At 67.0% G+C, this 16,520-nt stretch carries 17 protein-coding genes; 8 read left to right on the forward strand and 9 right to left on the reverse strand.

Annotated elements, in window-relative coordinates; all coding sequences use genetic code 11:
• Positions 1-58: 58 nt before the first annotated feature.
• From BG28_RS09330 to BG28_RS09340, 3 genes are all read right to left on the reverse strand, one after another.
• Positions 59-1,705 (reverse strand): SulP family inorganic anion transporter, encoded by a 1,647-nt coding sequence (locus BG28_RS09330; RefSeq protein ID WP_036476052.1) that lies wholly within the window; start codon positions 1,703-1,705, stop codon positions 59-61.
• Positions 1,702-2,088, reverse strand: a complete 387-nt coding sequence (locus BG28_RS09335; RefSeq protein WP_036476058.1) for a metalloregulator ArsR/SmtB family transcription factor — start codon at positions 2,086-2,088, stop codon at positions 1,702-1,704. The genes BG28_RS09330 and BG28_RS09335 overlap by 4 nt, the downstream gene beginning before the upstream one ends.
• A gap of 141 nt (positions 2,089-2,229) precedes the next feature.
• Entirely contained in the window at positions 2,230-3,798 is a 1,569-nt protein-coding gene (locus BG28_RS09340) for a CitMHS family transporter (protein ID WP_036476060.1), read from the reverse strand.
• A gap of 198 nt (positions 3,799-3,996) precedes the next feature.
• Between BG28_RS09340 and BG28_RS09345 the strand changes: the two genes are divergently transcribed.
• The 3 genes from BG28_RS09345 (at position 3,997) to BG28_RS09355 (ending at position 7,339) form a co-directional block, all read left to right on the forward strand.
• Complete coding sequence (locus BG28_RS09345; protein WP_051501253.1) at positions 3,997-5,628, forward strand: sensor histidine kinase; 1,632 nt, start codon at positions 3,997-3,999, stop codon at positions 5,626-5,628.
• Positions 5,625-6,359 carry a response regulator gene (locus tag BG28_RS09350; protein ID WP_051501254.1) on the forward strand — a complete coding sequence of 245 codons (735 nt, stop codon included), beginning with the start codon at positions 5,625-5,627 and terminating at the stop codon, positions 6,357-6,359. The genes BG28_RS09345 and BG28_RS09350 overlap by 4 nt, the downstream gene beginning before the upstream one ends.
• Before the next feature lie 68 nt (positions 6,360-6,427).
• A complete protein-coding gene (locus BG28_RS09355; RefSeq protein WP_036476063.1) occupies positions 6,428-7,339 on the forward strand; it encodes an oxidoreductase in 912 nt (303 codons plus the stop codon).
• A 6-nt stretch (positions 7,340-7,345) separates the two neighbouring features.
• Here the strand turns inward: BG28_RS09355 and BG28_RS09360 are convergent, their stop codons facing one another.
• From BG28_RS09360 to BG28_RS09380, 5 genes are all read right to left on the reverse strand, one after another.
• Positions 7,346-7,657 carry a transcriptional regulator gene (locus BG28_RS09360; protein ID WP_036476066.1) on the reverse strand — a complete coding sequence of 104 codons (312 nt, stop codon included), beginning with the start codon at positions 7,655-7,657 and terminating at the stop codon, positions 7,346-7,348.
• On the reverse strand, positions 7,650-8,117 hold the full coding sequence (locus tag BG28_RS09365) for a hypothetical protein (protein WP_036476068.1): 468 nt from the start codon (positions 8,115-8,117) through the stop codon (positions 7,650-7,652). The genes BG28_RS09360 and BG28_RS09365 overlap by 8 nt, the downstream gene beginning before the upstream one ends.
• A 42-nt stretch (positions 8,118-8,159) precedes the next feature.
• Positions 8,160-8,783: a class I SAM-dependent methyltransferase gene (locus BG28_RS09370; RefSeq protein WP_036476079.1), complete on the reverse strand. Its 624-nt coding sequence runs from the start codon at positions 8,781-8,783 to the stop codon at positions 8,160-8,162.
• Positions 8,784-8,808: 25 nt separating this feature from the next.
• Entirely contained in the window at positions 8,809-9,264 is a 456-nt protein-coding gene (locus BG28_RS14460; RefSeq protein WP_084479609.1) for a DUF805 domain-containing protein, read from the reverse strand.
• A 419-nt stretch (positions 9,265-9,683) separates the two neighbouring features.
• Positions 9,684-10,949 (reverse strand): phosphatidylserine/phosphatidylglycerophosphate/cardiolipin synthase family protein, encoded by a 1,266-nt coding sequence (locus tag BG28_RS09380; RefSeq protein ID WP_152539265.1) that lies wholly within the window; start codon positions 10,947-10,949, stop codon positions 9,684-9,686.
• A gap of 195 nt (positions 10,950-11,144) precedes the next feature.
• Here BG28_RS09380 and BG28_RS09385 point away from each other — a divergent pair, with 195 nt between their 5' ends.
• The 5 genes from BG28_RS09385 to BG28_RS09405 all read left to right on the forward strand — a co-directional run bounded on the left by BG28_RS09385 (position 11,145) and on the right by BG28_RS09405 (position 15,596).
• Positions 11,145-11,558, forward strand: coding sequence for a phage holin family protein (locus BG28_RS09385; protein WP_051501256.1), 414 nt, complete (start codon positions 11,145-11,147; stop codon positions 11,556-11,558).
• 68 nt (positions 11,559-11,626) lie between these two features.
• Positions 11,627-12,892 (forward strand): ion channel protein, encoded by a 1,266-nt coding sequence (locus BG28_RS09390; RefSeq protein ID WP_235181060.1) that lies wholly within the window; start codon positions 11,627-11,629, stop codon positions 12,890-12,892.
• A gap of 64 nt (positions 12,893-12,956) precedes the next feature.
• Entirely contained in the window at positions 12,957-14,447 is a 1,491-nt protein-coding gene (locus BG28_RS09395; RefSeq protein WP_036476086.1) for an NCS2 family permease, read from the forward strand.
• A gap of 101 nt (positions 14,448-14,548) precedes the next feature.
• Positions 14,549-15,061 carry a flavodoxin family protein gene (locus tag BG28_RS09400; RefSeq protein WP_036476088.1) on the forward strand — a complete coding sequence of 171 codons (513 nt, stop codon included), beginning with the start codon at positions 14,549-14,551 and terminating at the stop codon, positions 15,059-15,061.
• A gap of 115 nt (positions 15,062-15,176) precedes the next feature.
• Positions 15,177-15,596, forward strand: a complete 420-nt coding sequence (locus tag BG28_RS09405) for a hypothetical protein (RefSeq protein ID WP_036476090.1) — start codon at positions 15,177-15,179, stop codon at positions 15,594-15,596.
• A 2-nt stretch (positions 15,597-15,598) separates the two neighbouring features.
• Here the strand turns inward: BG28_RS09405 and BG28_RS09410 are convergent, their stop codons facing one another.
• Positions 15,599-16,108 carry a DUF805 domain-containing protein gene (locus tag BG28_RS09410; protein ID WP_036476092.1) on the reverse strand — a complete coding sequence of 170 codons (510 nt, stop codon included), beginning with the start codon at positions 16,106-16,108 and terminating at the stop codon, positions 15,599-15,601.
• Positions 16,109-16,520 lie beyond the last annotated feature (412 nt).

Raw genomic sequence — 16,520 nt, forward strand, 5'->3', positions numbered from 1 at the left:
CAGCGGTGAAGGGGTCGTGTCCGCGAGCTCACCACGCCGCGTGTGGGCCAGGCGAGGCTTACTCGGGAGTCGGTTCGTGGTCACGCCGCACGTGACTGCGGGCATGCTCCACCGCAGGTGCCAGCTCGGCGAAGAGGTGCTTGTGGTGTCGCAGGGACTCGAGCACTCCGACCCGTGTGACCAGCGCGAGGTGCCGGTCCTGGATGCCTTTGATCAGCACCGTGATGCCACGCCGTTCCAGCGCGGTGACCATCTCAGACACCACGCGGGCACCGGTGGCGTCGAGAACCTGCAGCTGAGACATCCGGATGATCACCACATCGACGTTCTGGATCTCGGTGACCTTCTCCAGAACCCGCTCGGCGGCGCCGAAGAAGAGCGCCCCGTCCAGACGAAACACCGCGATATGGCCATCCCCGGAGTGCGCCGGTCCGGGAATCACCTCCCGGTGCACCCCACTGGTGGCGACCATCGAGCGCAGCGCGAAGAACGCAGCGACGAGGACGCCGATCTGCACCGCCTCGATCAGATCCAGCGATACTGTGATCACGGCGGTGACCAGGAAGACCAGGGCGTCTGCCCGGGTGGAGCCCACGATCGCGCGGACAGTGGCCCGCGAGACCATGCGCACCGCGGTGACCATCAGCACCCCGGCAAGGGCTGCCAGCGGGATCTGGGACACCGGGCCGGTGGCCAGGTAGACGACGCCGAGCAGCACCGCTGCGTGGACGATGGCGGCCAGCCGGGTGCGCGCGCCGGAACGGATGTTCACCGCCGTGCGGGCGATCGCTCCGGTGGCCGGCATGCCGCCGAAGAAGCCCGAGGCCACTGATGCCAGGCCTTGCCCGACGAGCTCGCGGTCCGCGTCATAAGGGCCGGTGTCGGAGATCGAGGTCGCCACTCGCGCCGAGAGCAGCGACTCGATCGCTGCCAATGCGGCGATGGTGGCCGCCGGAGCGGCCAGCGCCAGGAGGGTGGCGCTGTCGAACTCGGGCAGCATCGGGGCCGGAAGCGAGTCCGGCAGTGCGCCGATCCGGGCAGTGGGCAGGTCCAGCAGCGCCGCCAGTACGGTGGCGGCGATGATCGCCAGGATCGAACCGGGCATCTGCGGGTGGATTCGAGGCGCCCCGATCATGATCACCGCGACCAGCACGACCAGTCCCACGGGTGCGGCGATCTCCGGCCACGGGACCGTGGCAAGACTCTGGGCGGCGGATACCGCGGCGTTCGCGCTGGGGCCCGCGAGCACTCCGAAGGCGGCGGGCACCTGTTGCAGGAAGATGATGACCGCGATGCCGAGGGTGAAGCCCTCGATCACCGGCCAGGGCAGGAAGGTCACCACCCGGCCCAGCTTCAGCGCCCCCGCGGTGATCACCAGGAGCCCGGCCAGCACGGTCACCACGGCCAGGGCGGCGATGCCGTGGGCGGCGATCACCGGGCCCAGGACGACCACCATGGCGCCGGTGGGGCCCGAGACCTGCACGTTGGACCCGCCGAACACCGCGGCGATGAACCCGGCCACCACGGCAGTGATCAGACCGCTCGCCGCCCCGGCCCCTGAGCTGACCCCGAAGGCCAGCGCCAGCGGAAGCGCCACGATGCCTACGGTGACCCCGGCGACCAGGTCGCCTTTCCAGGTGCGCGGGATCGCGGCGTAGTCAGACCGCCTGGGCAGCAGCGCCCGGATGGACGCCACGGCCTTCATCGGTTGCCAGTGACAGTGGCGGAATCCGCCGGTGACTCTGCGGCCAGCGCGTTGGCGAGATTCCGCTCGGTGCTGCGCAGGATCTCCTGGAGCAGCGCCTTGGCCACCGCCAGCAGCTCGGCCACCTGAGGGTGGGCCAGTGAGTAGAACATCTGCAGTCCGCGTCGATGGGACACGACCAGATCGTAGCGTCGCAGCACTGCCAGATGCTGGGAGAGATGTGAGGCCTCCAGCGAGGTCTCGGCGAGCAGATCGGTCACCGAGACCTCCGGCTGCTCGGCGAGCAGCTCCAGCACCCGGATCCTCACCGGGTGGGAGAGGCCCTTGAAGAGGTTCGCTTTGACCTGGTTCAGGGGGCCTCGTCCATCGACATGATCGTCCACGATCGTCTCCTCAGAGCTGCCAGATAGTTTATTGATTTATAAACTCATCATATAGCGCTGGGGGAGGAGGGTCCACGGCCGCTCTCCTTCCACCTGTACGGCCGGGTCGATGGATGGGTTCGTCACCGCTGCCTGGCCAGGTCAGCTCCAGGGGATCAGCCCCAGCACCAGAGCCAGCACCAGGGCGACCACGGAGAAGATCCACATCGGCACGAAGGAGTAACGGATGTGTTTGCCGATGTCACAGCCGGCCAGTCCGAGTGCCAGCCACAGGGCCGCGGAGAAGGGGCTGATGAAGGTGCCGATGATGTTGCCCACCAGCACCGCGTAGACCACCGCGAGGGTGCTCACTCCGGCCTGGGTGGAGACGCCCTCCACCACGGGCAGCAGCGCGAAGTAGTGGGCGTCGGTGCTCAGCAGCAGCTCCAGCGGAAGTCCGAAGACCCCGACGATCAGGTGCAGGTAGGGGATCAGTGCGGCAGGCAGGATCGATACGGCGTCGGTGGCGAGGGATTCCAGCATGCCGGATTCCTCCAGAATGCCCAGGAAGCAACCGGCGGCGAGCACGATCGCGCCGGTGGTGACGGCGGCGCCCCCGTTGATCTTCAGCGCCTCCATCTGGTCGCTGACCTTGGGATAGTTGATCACCAGGGCGCCGCTGAGGCCGAGCATGAAGGCCAGTGGGGAAGGCAGGATGTCCGAGATCAGCAGGGCAAGCATGCCGAGGACCAGGATGGTGTTCACGATCATCTTCCACCGCGGGGTTGCCACGGCGTTCTCCGTCCCGCCCCAGAGATCATCGGCCTCGCCGCTGTAGGCGTCCGTCTTGGCCGCGCTCTGGCCGTCCCGGTCAGAGCCGGTGGAGGTGGTGGAGCTTCCGCCGGTGCCGGTGCCGGTGGCGTTGGCGGTGGCGGTGCTGCCCGTGGTGGCGCCTGCGGTGGTGCGGCTGGTGACGCCGCGGTTCGCAGAGGTGGCGGAGACGAGCTCGCGCTCCTGGACCCGATCCCCTGCGGGGCCCTCGACCTGCGCGTCGACCTGTTCGTCGAGCTGCTCACCGGACTGCGCCTCAAGCTCGGCAGCTGCCCTGGTGCGGGCAGCGATCCGGCGCTGCTCGCGCAGACCCAGCAGGACCGCGGTGATCACGAGCATCGCCAGGCACAGGATCTGCACCGGGATCAGGCCGCGCCAGAGGTCGATCGGATCCATTCCGACGACGGCGGCCGAGCGGGCCACGGGTCCGCCCCATGGCAGCATGTTCAACACGCCCATGCTCATGCCTGCCAGCAGCAGCAGCAGGTACGGGCTCATGCCCAGGTGCCGGTACAGCGGGAGCAGGGCTGGAATCACGATCAGGAATGTGGAGGCGCCGGCGCCGTCGAGGTGGCAGACCGCCGCCAGCAGCACCGTTCCCACGCAGATCGCGATCACGTTGCCGCGGGTCAGCCGCACGGTGAGTCTCACCAGCGGGTCGAAGAGTCCTGCGTGGTTCATGATCCCGAAGAACAGGATGGCGAAGATCAGCATCACCGCGACGTCGAGCACCGAGCCGATGCCCTCGCCGAAGAAGTCGCCGATCTCGGTGAAGGTGAAGCCGGCCAGCAGTGCTCCCGCAAAGGGAATCACGGTCAGTCCGACGATGGGGGCGATGCGCCCCATGATCAGCAGCGTCGTCATGGTGACGATCACTGCCAGGCCGATTAGGCTGAGCATGATTTTTCTCCTCGATGCGGGTGTGGGGATCGATCAGCGGCAAAAATGTGAGCCACGTGACAGCATGGAACGCATGTGACCGGGCCCACAGTTTTGTGCATCTGCGCGCAATATTGGTCATATTGGTCTCGATCACGGCATTGCGCGGCGAATGATCCGTGAACCATCAGCCCAGACCCGCAGCATCAGGAGGCAGCAGTGTCCGTGCGGTCATCACAGGCGCCCACCACTGGTGAGGTCTCCCTGGTCCGTCGGCTCTTCCGCTGGAACATCATGCTGCTCATCGGCGCGGTGACCCTGGTCAGCCTGCTCTGGGGGGTGCACCAGTATCTGGAGGTCCGCGCACAGTACGCGGAGCGGGTGCTGACCATGGCGGAATCGGTCTCCGTGATGGACACGGTCCAGGACGCGCTGCGCACCGAGAACCCCGCCGAGATCCTGGCCCCCTGGGCCGAGACGCTGCGGGCCGCCAGCGGGTATGAATACATCATGATCGCCGATGCCGATGGCATCCGGCAGTCCCACCCCGACCCGGCGGCCATCGGCGGGCGCCCCGAGCTGGATCCGGCACCGGTGCTGGCCGGAGAGACCTGGACCGGGGTGGAGCACGGCCACGCCGGGCTCACCATGCGCGCCCGAGTGCCGATCACCGAGGACGGGGGTGAGGTCATCGGCTTCGTCTCAGTGGGTATCCTCGCCTCCGAGGTCCGCCTCGCCTCCTTCCAGGAGCTCCCGCTGATCCTGGGGGCCGCGGCGCTCGCCGTAGGCATCGGCGCGATCGGCGCCCGGATGCTGGCCCGAAGGCTGCGCGCGGACACCCACGGCCTGGAGCCGCGGGAGATCACCGCGCTGCTCGATGGTCGAGAGGCGCTGCTGCACGCCATCGGTGAGGGCGTGATCGGCCTGGACCGGGAGGGCCGCGTGGTGCTGGCCAACACCCCGGCCCGGCACCTGCTGCGCCTGCCGGTGGATCATCTCGGGCGCACGCCCGCACAGCTGGGACTCAGCGCCGAGGCGCAGACGGTGCTGACCGGGCCCGAGCCGGGGGAGGATCTGCTGCTGAGCGTGGACGGGCTGATCCTGGTCTGCAACCGCAGGCCGGTGCGCCTGCGCGAGGACGACGGCGGCGTCGTCGTCACCCTGCGTGATCGCACCGAGCTCACCCGGCTCAGCGACCAGCTCGACGGCGCCCGCACCGTCACCGACGGGCTGCGGGCCCAGCGGCACGAGTTCGCCAATCGGCTGCACACCGTCGCGGGGATGCTGGAGCTCGGCGGCGTGGATCAGGCCCAGGACTACCTCTCCGAGCTCTCCCTGGCCACCTCGGGTGCCGATGCCCAGATCGCCGCCCGGATCCAGGACATGACCGTGGCGGCATTGGTGCTCGCCAAGTCCGTCCAGGCCGCCGAACGTGGGGTGCAGTTCAGCCTCTCCGAACTTTCTCAGCTGCCCGCAGACCAGCCCCACGACCTGCGCGATGACCTGCTGCTGGTGATCGGAAACCTGATCGACAACGCCATGGACGCCGCGATCTCGGGCCCGCTCGCGGAGGCACGGGTGGAGCTGATGGTCCGGCACCACGGTGGGATCACCGACGGGCTGGTCGAGGTGCGGGTGATCGACTCGGGCCCCGGCCTGGACCCTGAGATCGCCGCAGAGATCTTCAGCGTCGGACGCTCCACCAAGGACCAGGAAGGTCGCCGCGGCCTGGGCCTGGCGCTGGTGCACCAGGCCTGCATGCGACGCGGCGGCTCGGTGAGCGTGGAGCATGAGGACGAGACCACCTTCTGCGCCTATCTGCCGGTGCGAGCCGAGGTGATCAGCGCATGAACGCCCCTGCTGGGACGACCTCCGGCGGGCCCGGAACCCCCGCCCCGATTCCGGTGCTGATCGTCGACGACGACGTGCGTGTGGCCCGGAACCATCGTGAGCTCGTCGACTCGATGCCCGGCTTCACCGTGGTGGCCAGCGCGCACACCGCCGCCGAGGCACTGGAGGCGGTGCGCCGACACCGTCCCGGTCTGGTGCTGCTGGACCTCTTCCTGCCCGACCGCACCGGCCTGGCGGTGCTCGAGGAGCTCCGGAGTGCGACCTGGCTGCGGGATGTCGGCGTCATCGACGTCGTGATGATCACCGCGCTGCGCGACGTCGAACATGTGCGCACGGCCATGGCGATGGGTGCGCTGCACTACCTGATCAAACCCTTCCCGCTGCGCCAGCTGCGCGACCAGCTCGAACGCTACGCCGCGGCGCGCAAGCGGATGGCCGCGATGTCCACCGTGACCCAGAACGACGTCGACGCGCTCTTCGGCATGATGCGCCCGATGGCGTCACGGTCCATGGCCAAGGGGCTGACCCCGGCCACGGCTGAACGGGTGGCGGAGGCGCTGCGCTCGAGAGAGGGCGACGTCTCCGCCGTCGAGGTCTCCGAGGCCACCGGGATCGCCCGGGTCACCGCCCGGCGCTACCTGGAGCACCTGTGCGCAGAAGGCCGGGCGGAGCTGACCCTGCGCTACGGACAGGCCGGGCGGCCGGAGCACCGCTATACCTGGGTGCCCTGAGCGCGTCGCCGGGGTTGATCTCGCGGCACAAGTGACGGAGCTGAGACCGGACTGACTAGGCTCGGGCCATGAACAAGCAGAGCTGGACCGCGGCAGATCTCCCGGTGCTTCACGGTCGCACCGCGCTGGTCACCGGAGCCAACAGCGGCGTCGGGCTGGCGACGGCGACCGCACTGGCCCACGCTGGAGCTCATGTGGTGCTTGGTGTGCGGGACACCGCTCGCGGCCGCGTGGCTGCGGCGACCATGTCCGGCAGCACCGAGGTTCGTCGACTGGACCTGGCGGACCTGGCCTCGGTGAGAGCCTTCGCCCAGTCCTGGACCGGCCGGCTCGATCTGTTGATCAACAATGCGGGGGTCGCCGGTGGGCGGGGCGCGGTGACCGAGGACGGATTCGACCTGCAGTTCGGCACCAACCACCTGGGGCACTTCACGTTGACGAACCTGCTGCTTCCGCATCTGAGCGACAGGGTGGTCACGCTGGCCTCCGGAGCGCACCGGGCCGGTGACATCTTCTTCGAGGACCTCGCGCTGCGCACCCGCCGGTACTCGCTCGCCGAGGCCTATGGGCAGTCCAAGCTCGCGAATCTGCTGTTCACCCTGGAACTGGAACGTCGACTGCGGCAGTCCGGCTCTGCGGTGCGCTCGCTGGCCTCGCATCCCGGGTACTCCGCCACCAATCTAGGAATCCGTGGGCGCAGCAGACCGCTGGTCGCCACCGTGAACCTCGCAGGACGGCTTCTGGCGCAGACCAGCCAAGAAGGTGCTGTGCCCACGCTCTTCGCCGCCACCCAGGACCTCCCAGGGGCCAGCTACGTCGGCCCCGACGGCCGGTGGGAGCTGCACGGCAGCCCCAGCCTGGTCGGACGCTCCGCCAGGGCCAGTGACCCTGTGCTGGCGCAGCGGCTCTGGGAGGCCTCCGAGGAGCTCACCGGGGTCCGCTTCGGGCTTGACCTGGGGAGGTCTGCCGCAGACCGCTGATCTCAGTCAGCTGGGCCTTGTGGGTCCTGCGATCTCCTGCAGCGCCTGCACATGCGCGTTGAAGGCCGAACGCCCGGCATTGGTGAGCGAGAGCCAGGTGATCTGCCGGGAGTCTCCACGTCCCGCTGAGGAGGCCTTCCTGGAAGAGACGTAACCCGCGGAGGCGAGCGTCTTCAGGTGTTTGGAGAGTGTGGCGTCGGAGACCTCCAAGCTGTCGCGCAGCACCGCGAAGTCGAGCTCCTCGACCGGGCGCAACAGTCCGCAGATCCGCAGTCGGACCGGGGCGTGGATGGTCTCGTCGAATCTGGCCTCAGCCATGCCGCAGCTGGTCCACGGCCGAGCGGTAGGCGATACCGGCGAGCCACGCGGTCGTCGCGAAGGCGATCAGACTGGTCAGGGCCACCGCCCAGATCATGCCGGAGGCCACGAGGCCGAGAGAGACGCTGAAGAGCACGAGACACGCCGTGATGATCCTGGCGACCGCGAAGCCTGCGCGTGAGCCCACGGTGCGCAGCCGCAGCCCGGTCTCGCGCTGGATCAGGTGGAGGATCACCAGGATCCCGACCAGGGCCAGCCAGCCAGAGGCGGGAGGTTCGTAGTTCTCGCCGGGGGTGGTGCCGGCCGCAGTGGAGACCCACCAGGCGGCGAGGCAGCCGAAGGCCGCCAACAGTGCTCGAGGAACCTGGATGGCTGACGCCAGGCGCTCGCGGTCATCGGTCAAGGTCTCCAAGGTCTGGGCGGCGTCCTGGGGGGAGGTGTCGGCAGAGTGTCTTTCCATAACGGAAAGTCTATGTGTTGATTTCCGCAACGGCAAGTAACCTCAGCTCGTTGAGGTGCTGGCCGGTCTTTCCGCGATGATCGAGACGTGGGCTCGACGCCCAGGGTCCTCTCGGTCCTCGGCATCGAGAACCGTGAATCCAACCCCCTCCAGCCGCTGACGCATCGCCGCGGTCGACCAGGAGTGCGCTGCGCTGACCTCATGGGCGAACACCGCTGCGTCGGGCCCGCCGAAGAAGCCGATCAGCAGCCTCCCACCCGGCCTCAGGGCTCGGTGGAGTTCCTGAAGAAGCACGGGCAGGACCGGGAGGGGAGTATGGATCAGGGAGTACCAGGCCAGGATCCCGGCCAGCGAGCCATCGGGAACCTCAAGCGCAGTCATCGACCCCACTCGGAACGGCACGCCGGGGAACCGGGCCCGCGCATGGCCGATGAACTCTGGCACCAGATCCAGGCCAGAGATGTCGGCGCCGAGCGAGTGCAGGTGGGCGGTCCAATGGCCCGGACCGCATCCCGCGTCGAGGACCGGACCGGTGGGAAGCTCACCGGCCCACGCTGTGATCCTCTCGCGATCACGGGGATCCATCTGTGTGACGGTGCCCAGCAGGGAAGAGTACTCGGCGGCCCGCCGGCCATAGGCGACGCGCAGGTCCTCTTCACCGGTCATCACGAGCGATCCTGAGCGTGACGAATCAGGGCTGCGCGATCTCAGGTGCGTCCCACTCCGGGCGACGCTTCTCCGGCTTGGATCCGCGAGCCATCAGGATCAGGAAGATGATTCCGCCGAGGACTGGCATGAACGAGATGAAGAACATCGGGCCGGGCAGTCCGGTGTCGTGGAAGCGACGCCAGGTCACGGCCAGCAGCGGGGAGATGGTCGCGGCCCAGATCAGCAGCATCAGGAATCCTGCGATGGCGACGATCGCGCCGGCGGTGCCTTCGAACCAGATCTGGTAGGAGAACTCCGGCTGGCCTGCTGGGTTGTAGGCCTCGGTGACGATGTCGTCCGAGAAGGACGTGGAGACGAGGATCGCGGTGGCGATGATGATCACCCACTGGATGAGGAAGAGCATCAGCCAGGGCCACCAGAACTCTCCGCGAGTGGAGTAGCCCTTGAACTGCGTGTAGTTCTTGAAGAACGCCGCGATGCAGGCCTTGGGACCACCAGGAGACGGCGCCCGGTGACAGGTGCATTCGGTGGAGTGTCATACGCGTAGTCAGTCATGGGGTCTCCTGAGCGGCCGGTCGGCGGGGACGGGGAGTGGCGGCGTCGAACAATTCTTCACACGCCTGCAGGAGAAATCCCTGACCGCGCATCAGCGTCGATGCGATTCAATGCCATCGAGGCTGGTCTGACCTGCAGGTATGGGGGATTTTCAAGCTCCACGATTACCGAAACTAGCCTGAACAAAAGGTGCGCGTCAACAGGATCCGTGCGCCACGCCTGGGTCTCGGCGATGGTGGAACGGCCGCGGTGGGCCTGCATCCCTGCCATGACGCGGATTGAGGCAGTTGCCCTGCGCAATTAAAATTTCTTGCGCGAAACGGGGTGTGAACTCTCCGAAGCTCAGAGCACCGGGCGCAGCGGGATCAGCGCCCACTCCGTGGCGCGCGCCATCGGGTGGCGTTCACGCCAGGTATCGGCACTCACGACCTCACAGTGCTCACGGTCGCTCTTGAAGACCTTCTCCATCTCGGAGGCGAACCCTGGATCGATGACCTCGACATTGGACTCGTAGTTGAACGACAGGGACAGTCTGTCGATGTTGGCGGTGCCGATCGTCGACCACTCGCCGTCGATCGTCGCGGTCTTGGAGTGCATCATGCTGCTCGCGTAGAGCAGGATGGAGATGCCCGAGTCGAGCATCTCCCTGAAGAAGCCGCGGGACACCCAGTCGGCGAGGACGTGGTTGGAATCCTTGGGCACCATGACCTGGACATCCACGCCGCGCTCCGCGGCCAGCTTCAAGGCCCGCAGGATCTGTTGGTCCGGGATGAAGTAGGGGGTCGAGATCCAGATCCGCTCGTTGGCCCGTTCGATGGCCTTCAGATACATGTTCCGGATCGGGTAGACCAGGTCCACCGGGAGGTTGGCGACCACGCGGACCGAGGGATCCCAGCTGTCCGGGGCGATCCATCGGATCTGATCCTCTACGGCGCGATCCTCGTTCCACAGCCGAGCGATCGTCTGGCGGAGCCCCCAGACGGCGGGGCCCACCTCGCGCAGGTGGGTGTCGCGCCACTTCTTCGCGTAGAGCGAGCCGATGTTGTACCCACCGACGAAACCGACCTCGTCGTCGACGACCAGGATCTTGGAGTGGTTGAAGCCGGTGGACCGGATGGGCGCCTTCCAGAAGCTTCTTCCTGCCGCTGGCATGCGGAAGACCTGGATGTCAGCATCGAGCTGCGCGTAGAAGGAGTGTGACACCACCAGATTGGCGAATCCGTCATAGATGATGAAGACCTTCACCCCGCGACGAGCCGCCGCGTTGAAGGCATCGATGAACTGCTGACCGACCTCATCGTTCTTCCAGATGTAGGTCTTCATCAGAATCACGTCTTCGGCCGATTCGATGGCTTCGAGCATGTCCCCATAGAGCGATTCACCGTCGGTGTAGATGCGCATCGGGGACTCTTCGACCTCGGTGTCGAACGTTCCTGGGCGCGGCGCGTTCCGCTCCTTGCGCTGGCCATGCTTGAACAGGTCCAGTGCCACCACCGAGAGGGCTGCCAGCGTCGGAACTGCCAAGGCGGAGGCCGCGACCGCAAGTGGCAGGGTCTTGCGCGGAGATCGGGGGCCGCCCAGGTGGCGCTCGTGCATCAGGAAGCTCATGGGACCACTCTAATTGGCCGCAGGCTCTCCAGGCGTGGTGCCCGCGCCACGCCTGGTGACCCATCAGCCGACATCTCTTGACCTGGTGCCCGCCAGGGTCTCTGATGGAGTCATCGACTGGGTCCGTGTCACCTTCTCCACAGCAGGGTTCCGGCCAGTGGGATCCAGACGGCCGCACCCGAAAGAGAGCCTGTCATGGTGCGCATGTTGCTTCAGGCCGCGATCAATGTGGTGATGGCCGCCGTTGCGATGCTGGTCGCCGGAACCTTGATCGACGGCGTCACCCTCGAACCGGTGGGATTCGTCACCGCCGTCGTCGTCTTCGTCCTGGCGCAGGCCGTCCTGGGGCCATTCGTGTTCAACATGGCCCGTCAATACGCCTCCGCAATCCTCGGCGCGGTCGGCCTGGTCTCCACCCTGCTGGCCGTCTGGGTGGCGACCCTTGTGACGGACGGTCTTACACTCTCCACCCCGATGGCCTGGATCTTGACTCCCCTGGTGGTCTGGATCGTCACGGCCCTGGGGACCTGGATCCTCGGGTACCTGGTGCTCAAGCGCTGGTGGGACAAGCGCACCGAGGAGAAGAACATCCGGCAGGCTCTGCGCTGATCCCGATGCTGTCGTTGACCAGCCACACCGGAGATCCTGGATAGAAGGACGTCACGACGATGCCTGGGATGAACGGACAAGAAGCACCGACCGTCGCCGGGCTTCTGCGATTATCGGTCCCGGCGATCCTGGTCGGCGCCGTTTCGGCCCTGAGCCTGTTCCTGGTGGAGGAGACCGCGCATCTGTTGGAACACGTCCTCTGGGTGGACCTCCCCGGACTCTTCGGCCTCGATCCAGACTCGGGCTGGTGGATCTTCGCGGTCTTGAGCGCCACCGGACTTGCGGTCGGAGCAGTCTGCACGTTCGTCCCAGGTCGTGGGGGACGCGACTCCGCGACCGTGGAGCTCCTGGCCCCGCCCCTGCCGCTGTCCGCCGTGCCGGGGCTCCTCCTGGTGAGTCTGCTGGTGCTGGCCGGGGGCGTCAGCCTCGGCCCGGAATCACCCATCATCGCGATCAACACCGCGATCCTGGTGGCATTGACCGTCCGGTTCTGGCCGCGGATCGAGGTGAAGCTCGTGGTCCTGATGACGGGTGCAGGAACCATCGGCGCACTGTTCGGCACGCCGGTGGCCGCCGCGCTGGTGCTGACCGGTGTGGTGGCCGCGGCCACCGGCGGGGGCGCGCTCTGGGACCGGCTCTTCCTGCCGCTCCTCGCTGCGGCGACCGGATCGCTGACGATGCGGATGCTCGACGGCCCGCAGTTCGGACCCACCGGGATAGAACCGCTCGGGGCGCCGCAGCTCTCGGACCTGCTGCTCGGCGCCGTGGTCGCCTGTGCCGCCGCGCTGGTCATTCTCGCCGGAGCCGCCGTGTTCACCCCGCTGCATGCGAGCTTCCGCAGACTGCGCAGCCCGTTGCTCTACACCACCCTGGGCGGAGTCCTGCTCGGTGGTCTCGGCGCGCTCGGCGGCCCGGTGACCCTGTTCAAGGGAGGCCGACAGATGGCCGATCTCATCCGAGACGCGGGGGAGCGCACCACCACAGAGCTGATGCTCATCGTGGCGGTCAAACTGTGCGCGCTGCTCGTCGCGGCCACGGCCGGCTTCCGCGGTGGCCGGATCTTCCCGGCCGTCTTCCTCGGGGCAACGGTGGGACTTGTGGCGCAGTCGCTGCTCCCGGAGCTTCCGCTGAGCCTCGCGCTCGCCTGCGGGGTGCTCGGAGCCGTGCTCGCCGAGAGCCGCGACGGGTGGATCGCACTGTTCATCGCCGTCGTCGTGGTCGGGGACATCTCGGTCCTGGCCGTCCTGTGTGTGGTGGTCCTGCCCGTATGGCTCCTGGTCATGGGTGCCCCGAAGATGTTGGTCCGCGCGGAGGAGCAGCCGGTCTCGGCGTGACTCCGGTCTCGTCTGGTGAGGTCCGTTGGTCGGAACAACGCACGGGGCAATAAGGTAGTGCTCCGTGAGCACTCAGATCCCCGCCTCCAAGACTTCCGCACCCCGGCAGCTCGGGAGCCTCGACCGGTATTTCCACATCACCGCCCGCGGCTCGAGCATCGGCCGGGAGGTGCGCGGCGGACTGGCCACCTTCTTCGCGATGTCTTACATCATCGTGTTGAATCCGCTGATCATCGGCGCCTCAGCCGACTCCACCGGCAACTTCCTGGGCGGCGGCTCGGAGCCGAACCTGCCTGCCGTCGCGGCGGCGACCTCGTTGATCTCAGGTCTGATGACCATCCTGATGGGCGTGATCGGCAAGTTCCCGATGGCGGTCTCCTCCTCGCTGGGGCTCTCGGCCTTCATCACCTACGGCATCGTCGTGCTGCCCGGTATGACCTGGGCCGATGCCATGGGGCTGGTGGTCATCGAGGGCGTGATCCTGTTGGTCCTGGTGCTCACCGGGTTCCGCTCCGCGATCTTCAACGCCGTCCCTGGCGCGCTGAAGATCGCGATCAGCGTCGGCATCGGGCTGTTCATCGCCCTGATCGGCATGGTCAACGCCGGCTTCATCCAGAACAACGGAAGCACCGGACTGGAGCTCGGCGTCGGCGGATCGCTCTACGGCTGGCCGATCTTCATCTTCCTCATCGCGATGTTTGCGCTGTTCGCCATGTGGGCGGCCAAGGTCCGCGGCGCGATCCTCTACTCGATCGTGGGCGCCACGGTGCTCGCGATCACCCTGGAATCGGTGTTCCGGATCGGTCCGCAGACCGCCGCAGACGGCACCGAGAACCCCTACGGCTGGGGTCTGACCGTGCCGACGTTGAACCAGGACTGGCTGACCATGCCGGACCTGAGCCTGATCGGTGACTTCAACCTGCTGGGCTCCTGGCAGAGCATCGGCGTGGTCGCGGCCACCCTCGCGATCTTCACCCTGCTGCTGGCCAACTTCTTCGACCTGCTGGGCACCATGGTGGGCGTCTCCAACGCCGGCGGGATCAAGGACGCCGACGGCGAGATCCCGCACTCGCGCCGGATCATGGTCGCCGACGCGGTCGGCACCATCGGCGGCGGCGTGGGCTCGACCTCGGTGAACTCCGGATTCATCGAGTCCACCGTGGGCGTGGGCGACGGCGCCCGGACCGGTCTGGCCAACGTGGTCACCGGCGTGCTCTTCCTGGCCACCATCGTGCTGGCTCCGCTGGCCGCCGTGATCCCCACCGAGGCTGCCTCGGCCACGCTGGTGCTGGTGGGCTTCCTGATGATGCAGCAGATCGTGCGGATCGACTGGACCGATGTGGAGATGGCGATCCCCGCCTTCATGACCATCGTGGTCATGCCGTTCTCCTACTCGATCACCAACGGCATCGGCGCCGGATTCATCAGCTACGTGGCCATCAAGGTCTTCCGCGGCAAATGGCGCGAAGTGCACCCGCTGATGTACGTCACCGCCGCGCTGTTCGTGCTCTACTTCGTCTCAGGACCCATCCAGGAGGCCCTCGGGGTCGGCTGAGTCGCAGGGTATCCGCAGCTGTCACTGAATAAAGGGACTTAAGGTCCTGGCGCACTCCCCAGCGGCGGCGAGACGATGGCCCCTGAAAGGAGAGTGACGTCATGGATGCTGTGATCGTCTACGAGTCCGCGTGGGGAAACACCAAGATCATCGCCGAGGCGGTGGCGGAGGGACTGGTCTCGGCCATTGATGTCGGAATGATCCTCGACGTCAGCTTCGCTCCACCTGCTGACACCATCACGGCTGACCTGCTCGTCCTCGGCGCCCCGACCCACGCCTTCGGGCTGAGCCGACCGCAGACTCGCGAAGAGGCCGCTCGACGGGGCGGGCACCCCGGGGACACCGGCATTCGGGAGTGGATCGGCGCCGCCGGTGACCTCCACCTGCCGGTCGCGGTGTTCGACACCCATGTCCGCCACCCGAACCTTCCGGGTGCGGCCAGCAAGAAGGCCGCGAAGCTGCTGCGCAGCCACGGTGCCTCTCTTCTCGCGAAGCCGGAGAGCTTCTACGTCGAGGGGTATGAGGGGCCGGTGCTGCCCGGGGAGATCGACCGAGCCAGGAAATGGGGCGCCGAACTCGCCCAGCGGCTGCCGGAGAGCTCCCGTGTGGCCTGAGCGGGCGGCCGCTCGCGGCCCTCGCGCCGCTGGTGCTCCTCGCCACGAGGTGACCGGCCCCGCCTCAGCTGTGGCTCCGCGCTGGCCCAGGCGCGTCTCGACGGTGGCAGGCGCCATGATGCTGAGCGGCGCAGCGATCAACACGGTCCTGGTCACCGTGAGGCCTGAGGTCTACCCGATGCTCGGGACCTGGCTCGCGGACCTCTCCCCGTGGCGGTTCGGCGTGCTCCACGATCTGTGGGACCGCACCTTCGGGACGCGCCCGCGGGTGTGGGGCGCCGTGGTGGGCGTGGGCTGTGAAGCTGCGATCGGGGTGCTGGCGCTCTCCCGCAACCCACGCCGCAGGCTCCTGGGCCTCAGCGGGATCGCGCTCTTCAAGCTGGGGCTGCTTGCTCTGGGACTGTGGTTATGGGCCCTGCCGTGGCTTGCCGTGCTCATCCCGACGATCGTCCTCACCGCCCGCTCGTCGGTCCGCTCGCCGGCCCGCTCGCCGATCCGGGTCAGGGCTCAGGCCAGGTCCATGCCGGGGCGATGACGTCAGTACCAGGAAGTTGAGAACTCTGCGTGGTGCTTCTCCGGGGCGGAGGCCCGCATGAGCAGGATCATCACCACGAACCATCCGATGATCGGAATGAACCCGAGGAAGAACATCGACCCCGGGAGCCCGGAGTCATGGAGCCGGCGCCAGGTGACGGCGAGCAGCGGGGGAATGGTGAGCACCGCGATGAGCAGGTGCAGGCCGAGGATGGCGGCGGCGAAGACCGCGCCGAAGCCCTCGAGCCAGACACTGGGGGAGAAGCCCGTGATCCCGAACAGGTCCTGCGCGTCGGCCACCATATCCTCGGCGAACAGCGTGCTGAGGGTGATGATGGCCGTCATCCCGATGGCGGCATGGACGAGGGTCAGGAACAGGAAGGGCCACCAGAACTCCGAGCGGGTGGAGTAGCCCCTGAACTGGACGTAGTTCTCGAAGAAGGACGAAAGCGCCGCGTCTGGCCCGTAGACATCACCCACTGGCCATGTGGTCTCACCGGCGTATGACTGCATTGCATATCCTCGATCTGATCACACGCACGGATGGGTCAAGAGGCCATATCTATTAAGCACACTCTGATCGCTTTTCGTCGTGAAATAAAGAGTCTTTGGTCCTATCGAACTCCTGACGCCATCTCAGGCGGGCCCACCGACGTGCAGTCATCCGTGTCCGTGCCCCACCCTAGGCTCACCTCTGTTGCTATCGAATGTATGTTCGAATACGATGAGGCCTCCGGGCTTCCCATCGGCTTCGTCATATCTCTTGGAGACATGAAAGAGGGAGCTTACCCATGCCCACTGTTATTCGCCCCGAAGCCGACCGAGCACCTCGCCGCGGAGCGGTGACGCTCACTGAATCCATTGATATTGAATGTGACGAGCAGTTCCTGCCCCATCGGGTGATCTGGAAAGAGCGGAGGCATCT

It is taken from the genome of Nesterenkonia sp. AN1, assembly GCF_000582475.1.
GTDB classification, from domain to species: domain Bacteria; phylum Actinomycetota; class Actinomycetes; order Actinomycetales; family Micrococcaceae; genus Nesterenkonia; species Nesterenkonia aurantiaca.

Excerpts from the sequence above, each read along its gene's own strand:
- BG28_RS09330 (WP_036476052.1), bottom strand. The coding sequence starts at position 1,705 with ATGAAGGCCGTGGCGTCCATCCGGGCGCTGCTGCCCAGGCGGTCTGAC.
- BG28_RS09340 (WP_036476060.1), bottom strand. The coding sequence starts at position 3,798 with ATGCTCAGCCTAATCGGCCTGGCAGTGATCGTCACCATGACGACGCTG.
- BG28_RS09350 (WP_051501254.1), top strand. The coding sequence starts at position 5,625 with ATGAACGCCCCTGCTGGGACGACCTCCGGCGGGCCCGGAACCCCCGCC.
- BG28_RS09355 (WP_036476063.1), top strand. The coding sequence starts at position 6,428 with ATGAACAAGCAGAGCTGGACCGCGGCAGATCTCCCGGTGCTTCACGGT.
- BG28_RS09360 (WP_036476066.1), bottom strand. The coding sequence starts at position 7,657 with ATGGCTGAGGCCAGATTCGACGAGACCATCCACGCCCCGGTCCGACTG.
- BG28_RS09365 (WP_036476068.1), bottom strand. The coding sequence starts at position 8,117 with ATGGAAAGACACTCTGCCGACACCTCCCCCCAGGACGCCGCCCAGACC.
- BG28_RS09370 (WP_036476079.1), bottom strand. The coding sequence starts at position 8,783 with ATGACCGGTGAAGAGGACCTGCGCGTCGCCTATGGCCGGCGGGCCGCC.
- BG28_RS09380 (WP_152539265.1), bottom strand. The coding sequence starts at position 10,949 with ATGAGCTTCCTGATGCACGAGCGCCACCTGGGCGGCCCCCGATCTCCG.
- BG28_RS09385 (WP_051501256.1), top strand. The coding sequence starts at position 11,145 with ATGGTGCGCATGTTGCTTCAGGCCGCGATCAATGTGGTGATGGCCGCC.
- BG28_RS09390 (WP_235181060.1), top strand. The coding sequence starts at position 11,627 with ATGAACGGACAAGAAGCACCGACCGTCGCCGGGCTTCTGCGATTATCG.
- BG28_RS09400 (WP_036476088.1), top strand. The coding sequence starts at position 14,549 with ATGGATGCTGTGATCGTCTACGAGTCCGCGTGGGGAAACACCAAGATC.
- BG28_RS09405 (WP_036476090.1), top strand. The coding sequence starts at position 15,177 with ATGATGCTGAGCGGCGCAGCGATCAACACGGTCCTGGTCACCGTGAGG.
- BG28_RS09410 (WP_036476092.1), bottom strand. The coding sequence starts at position 16,108 with ATGCAGTCATACGCCGGTGAGACCACATGGCCAGTGGGTGATGTCTAC.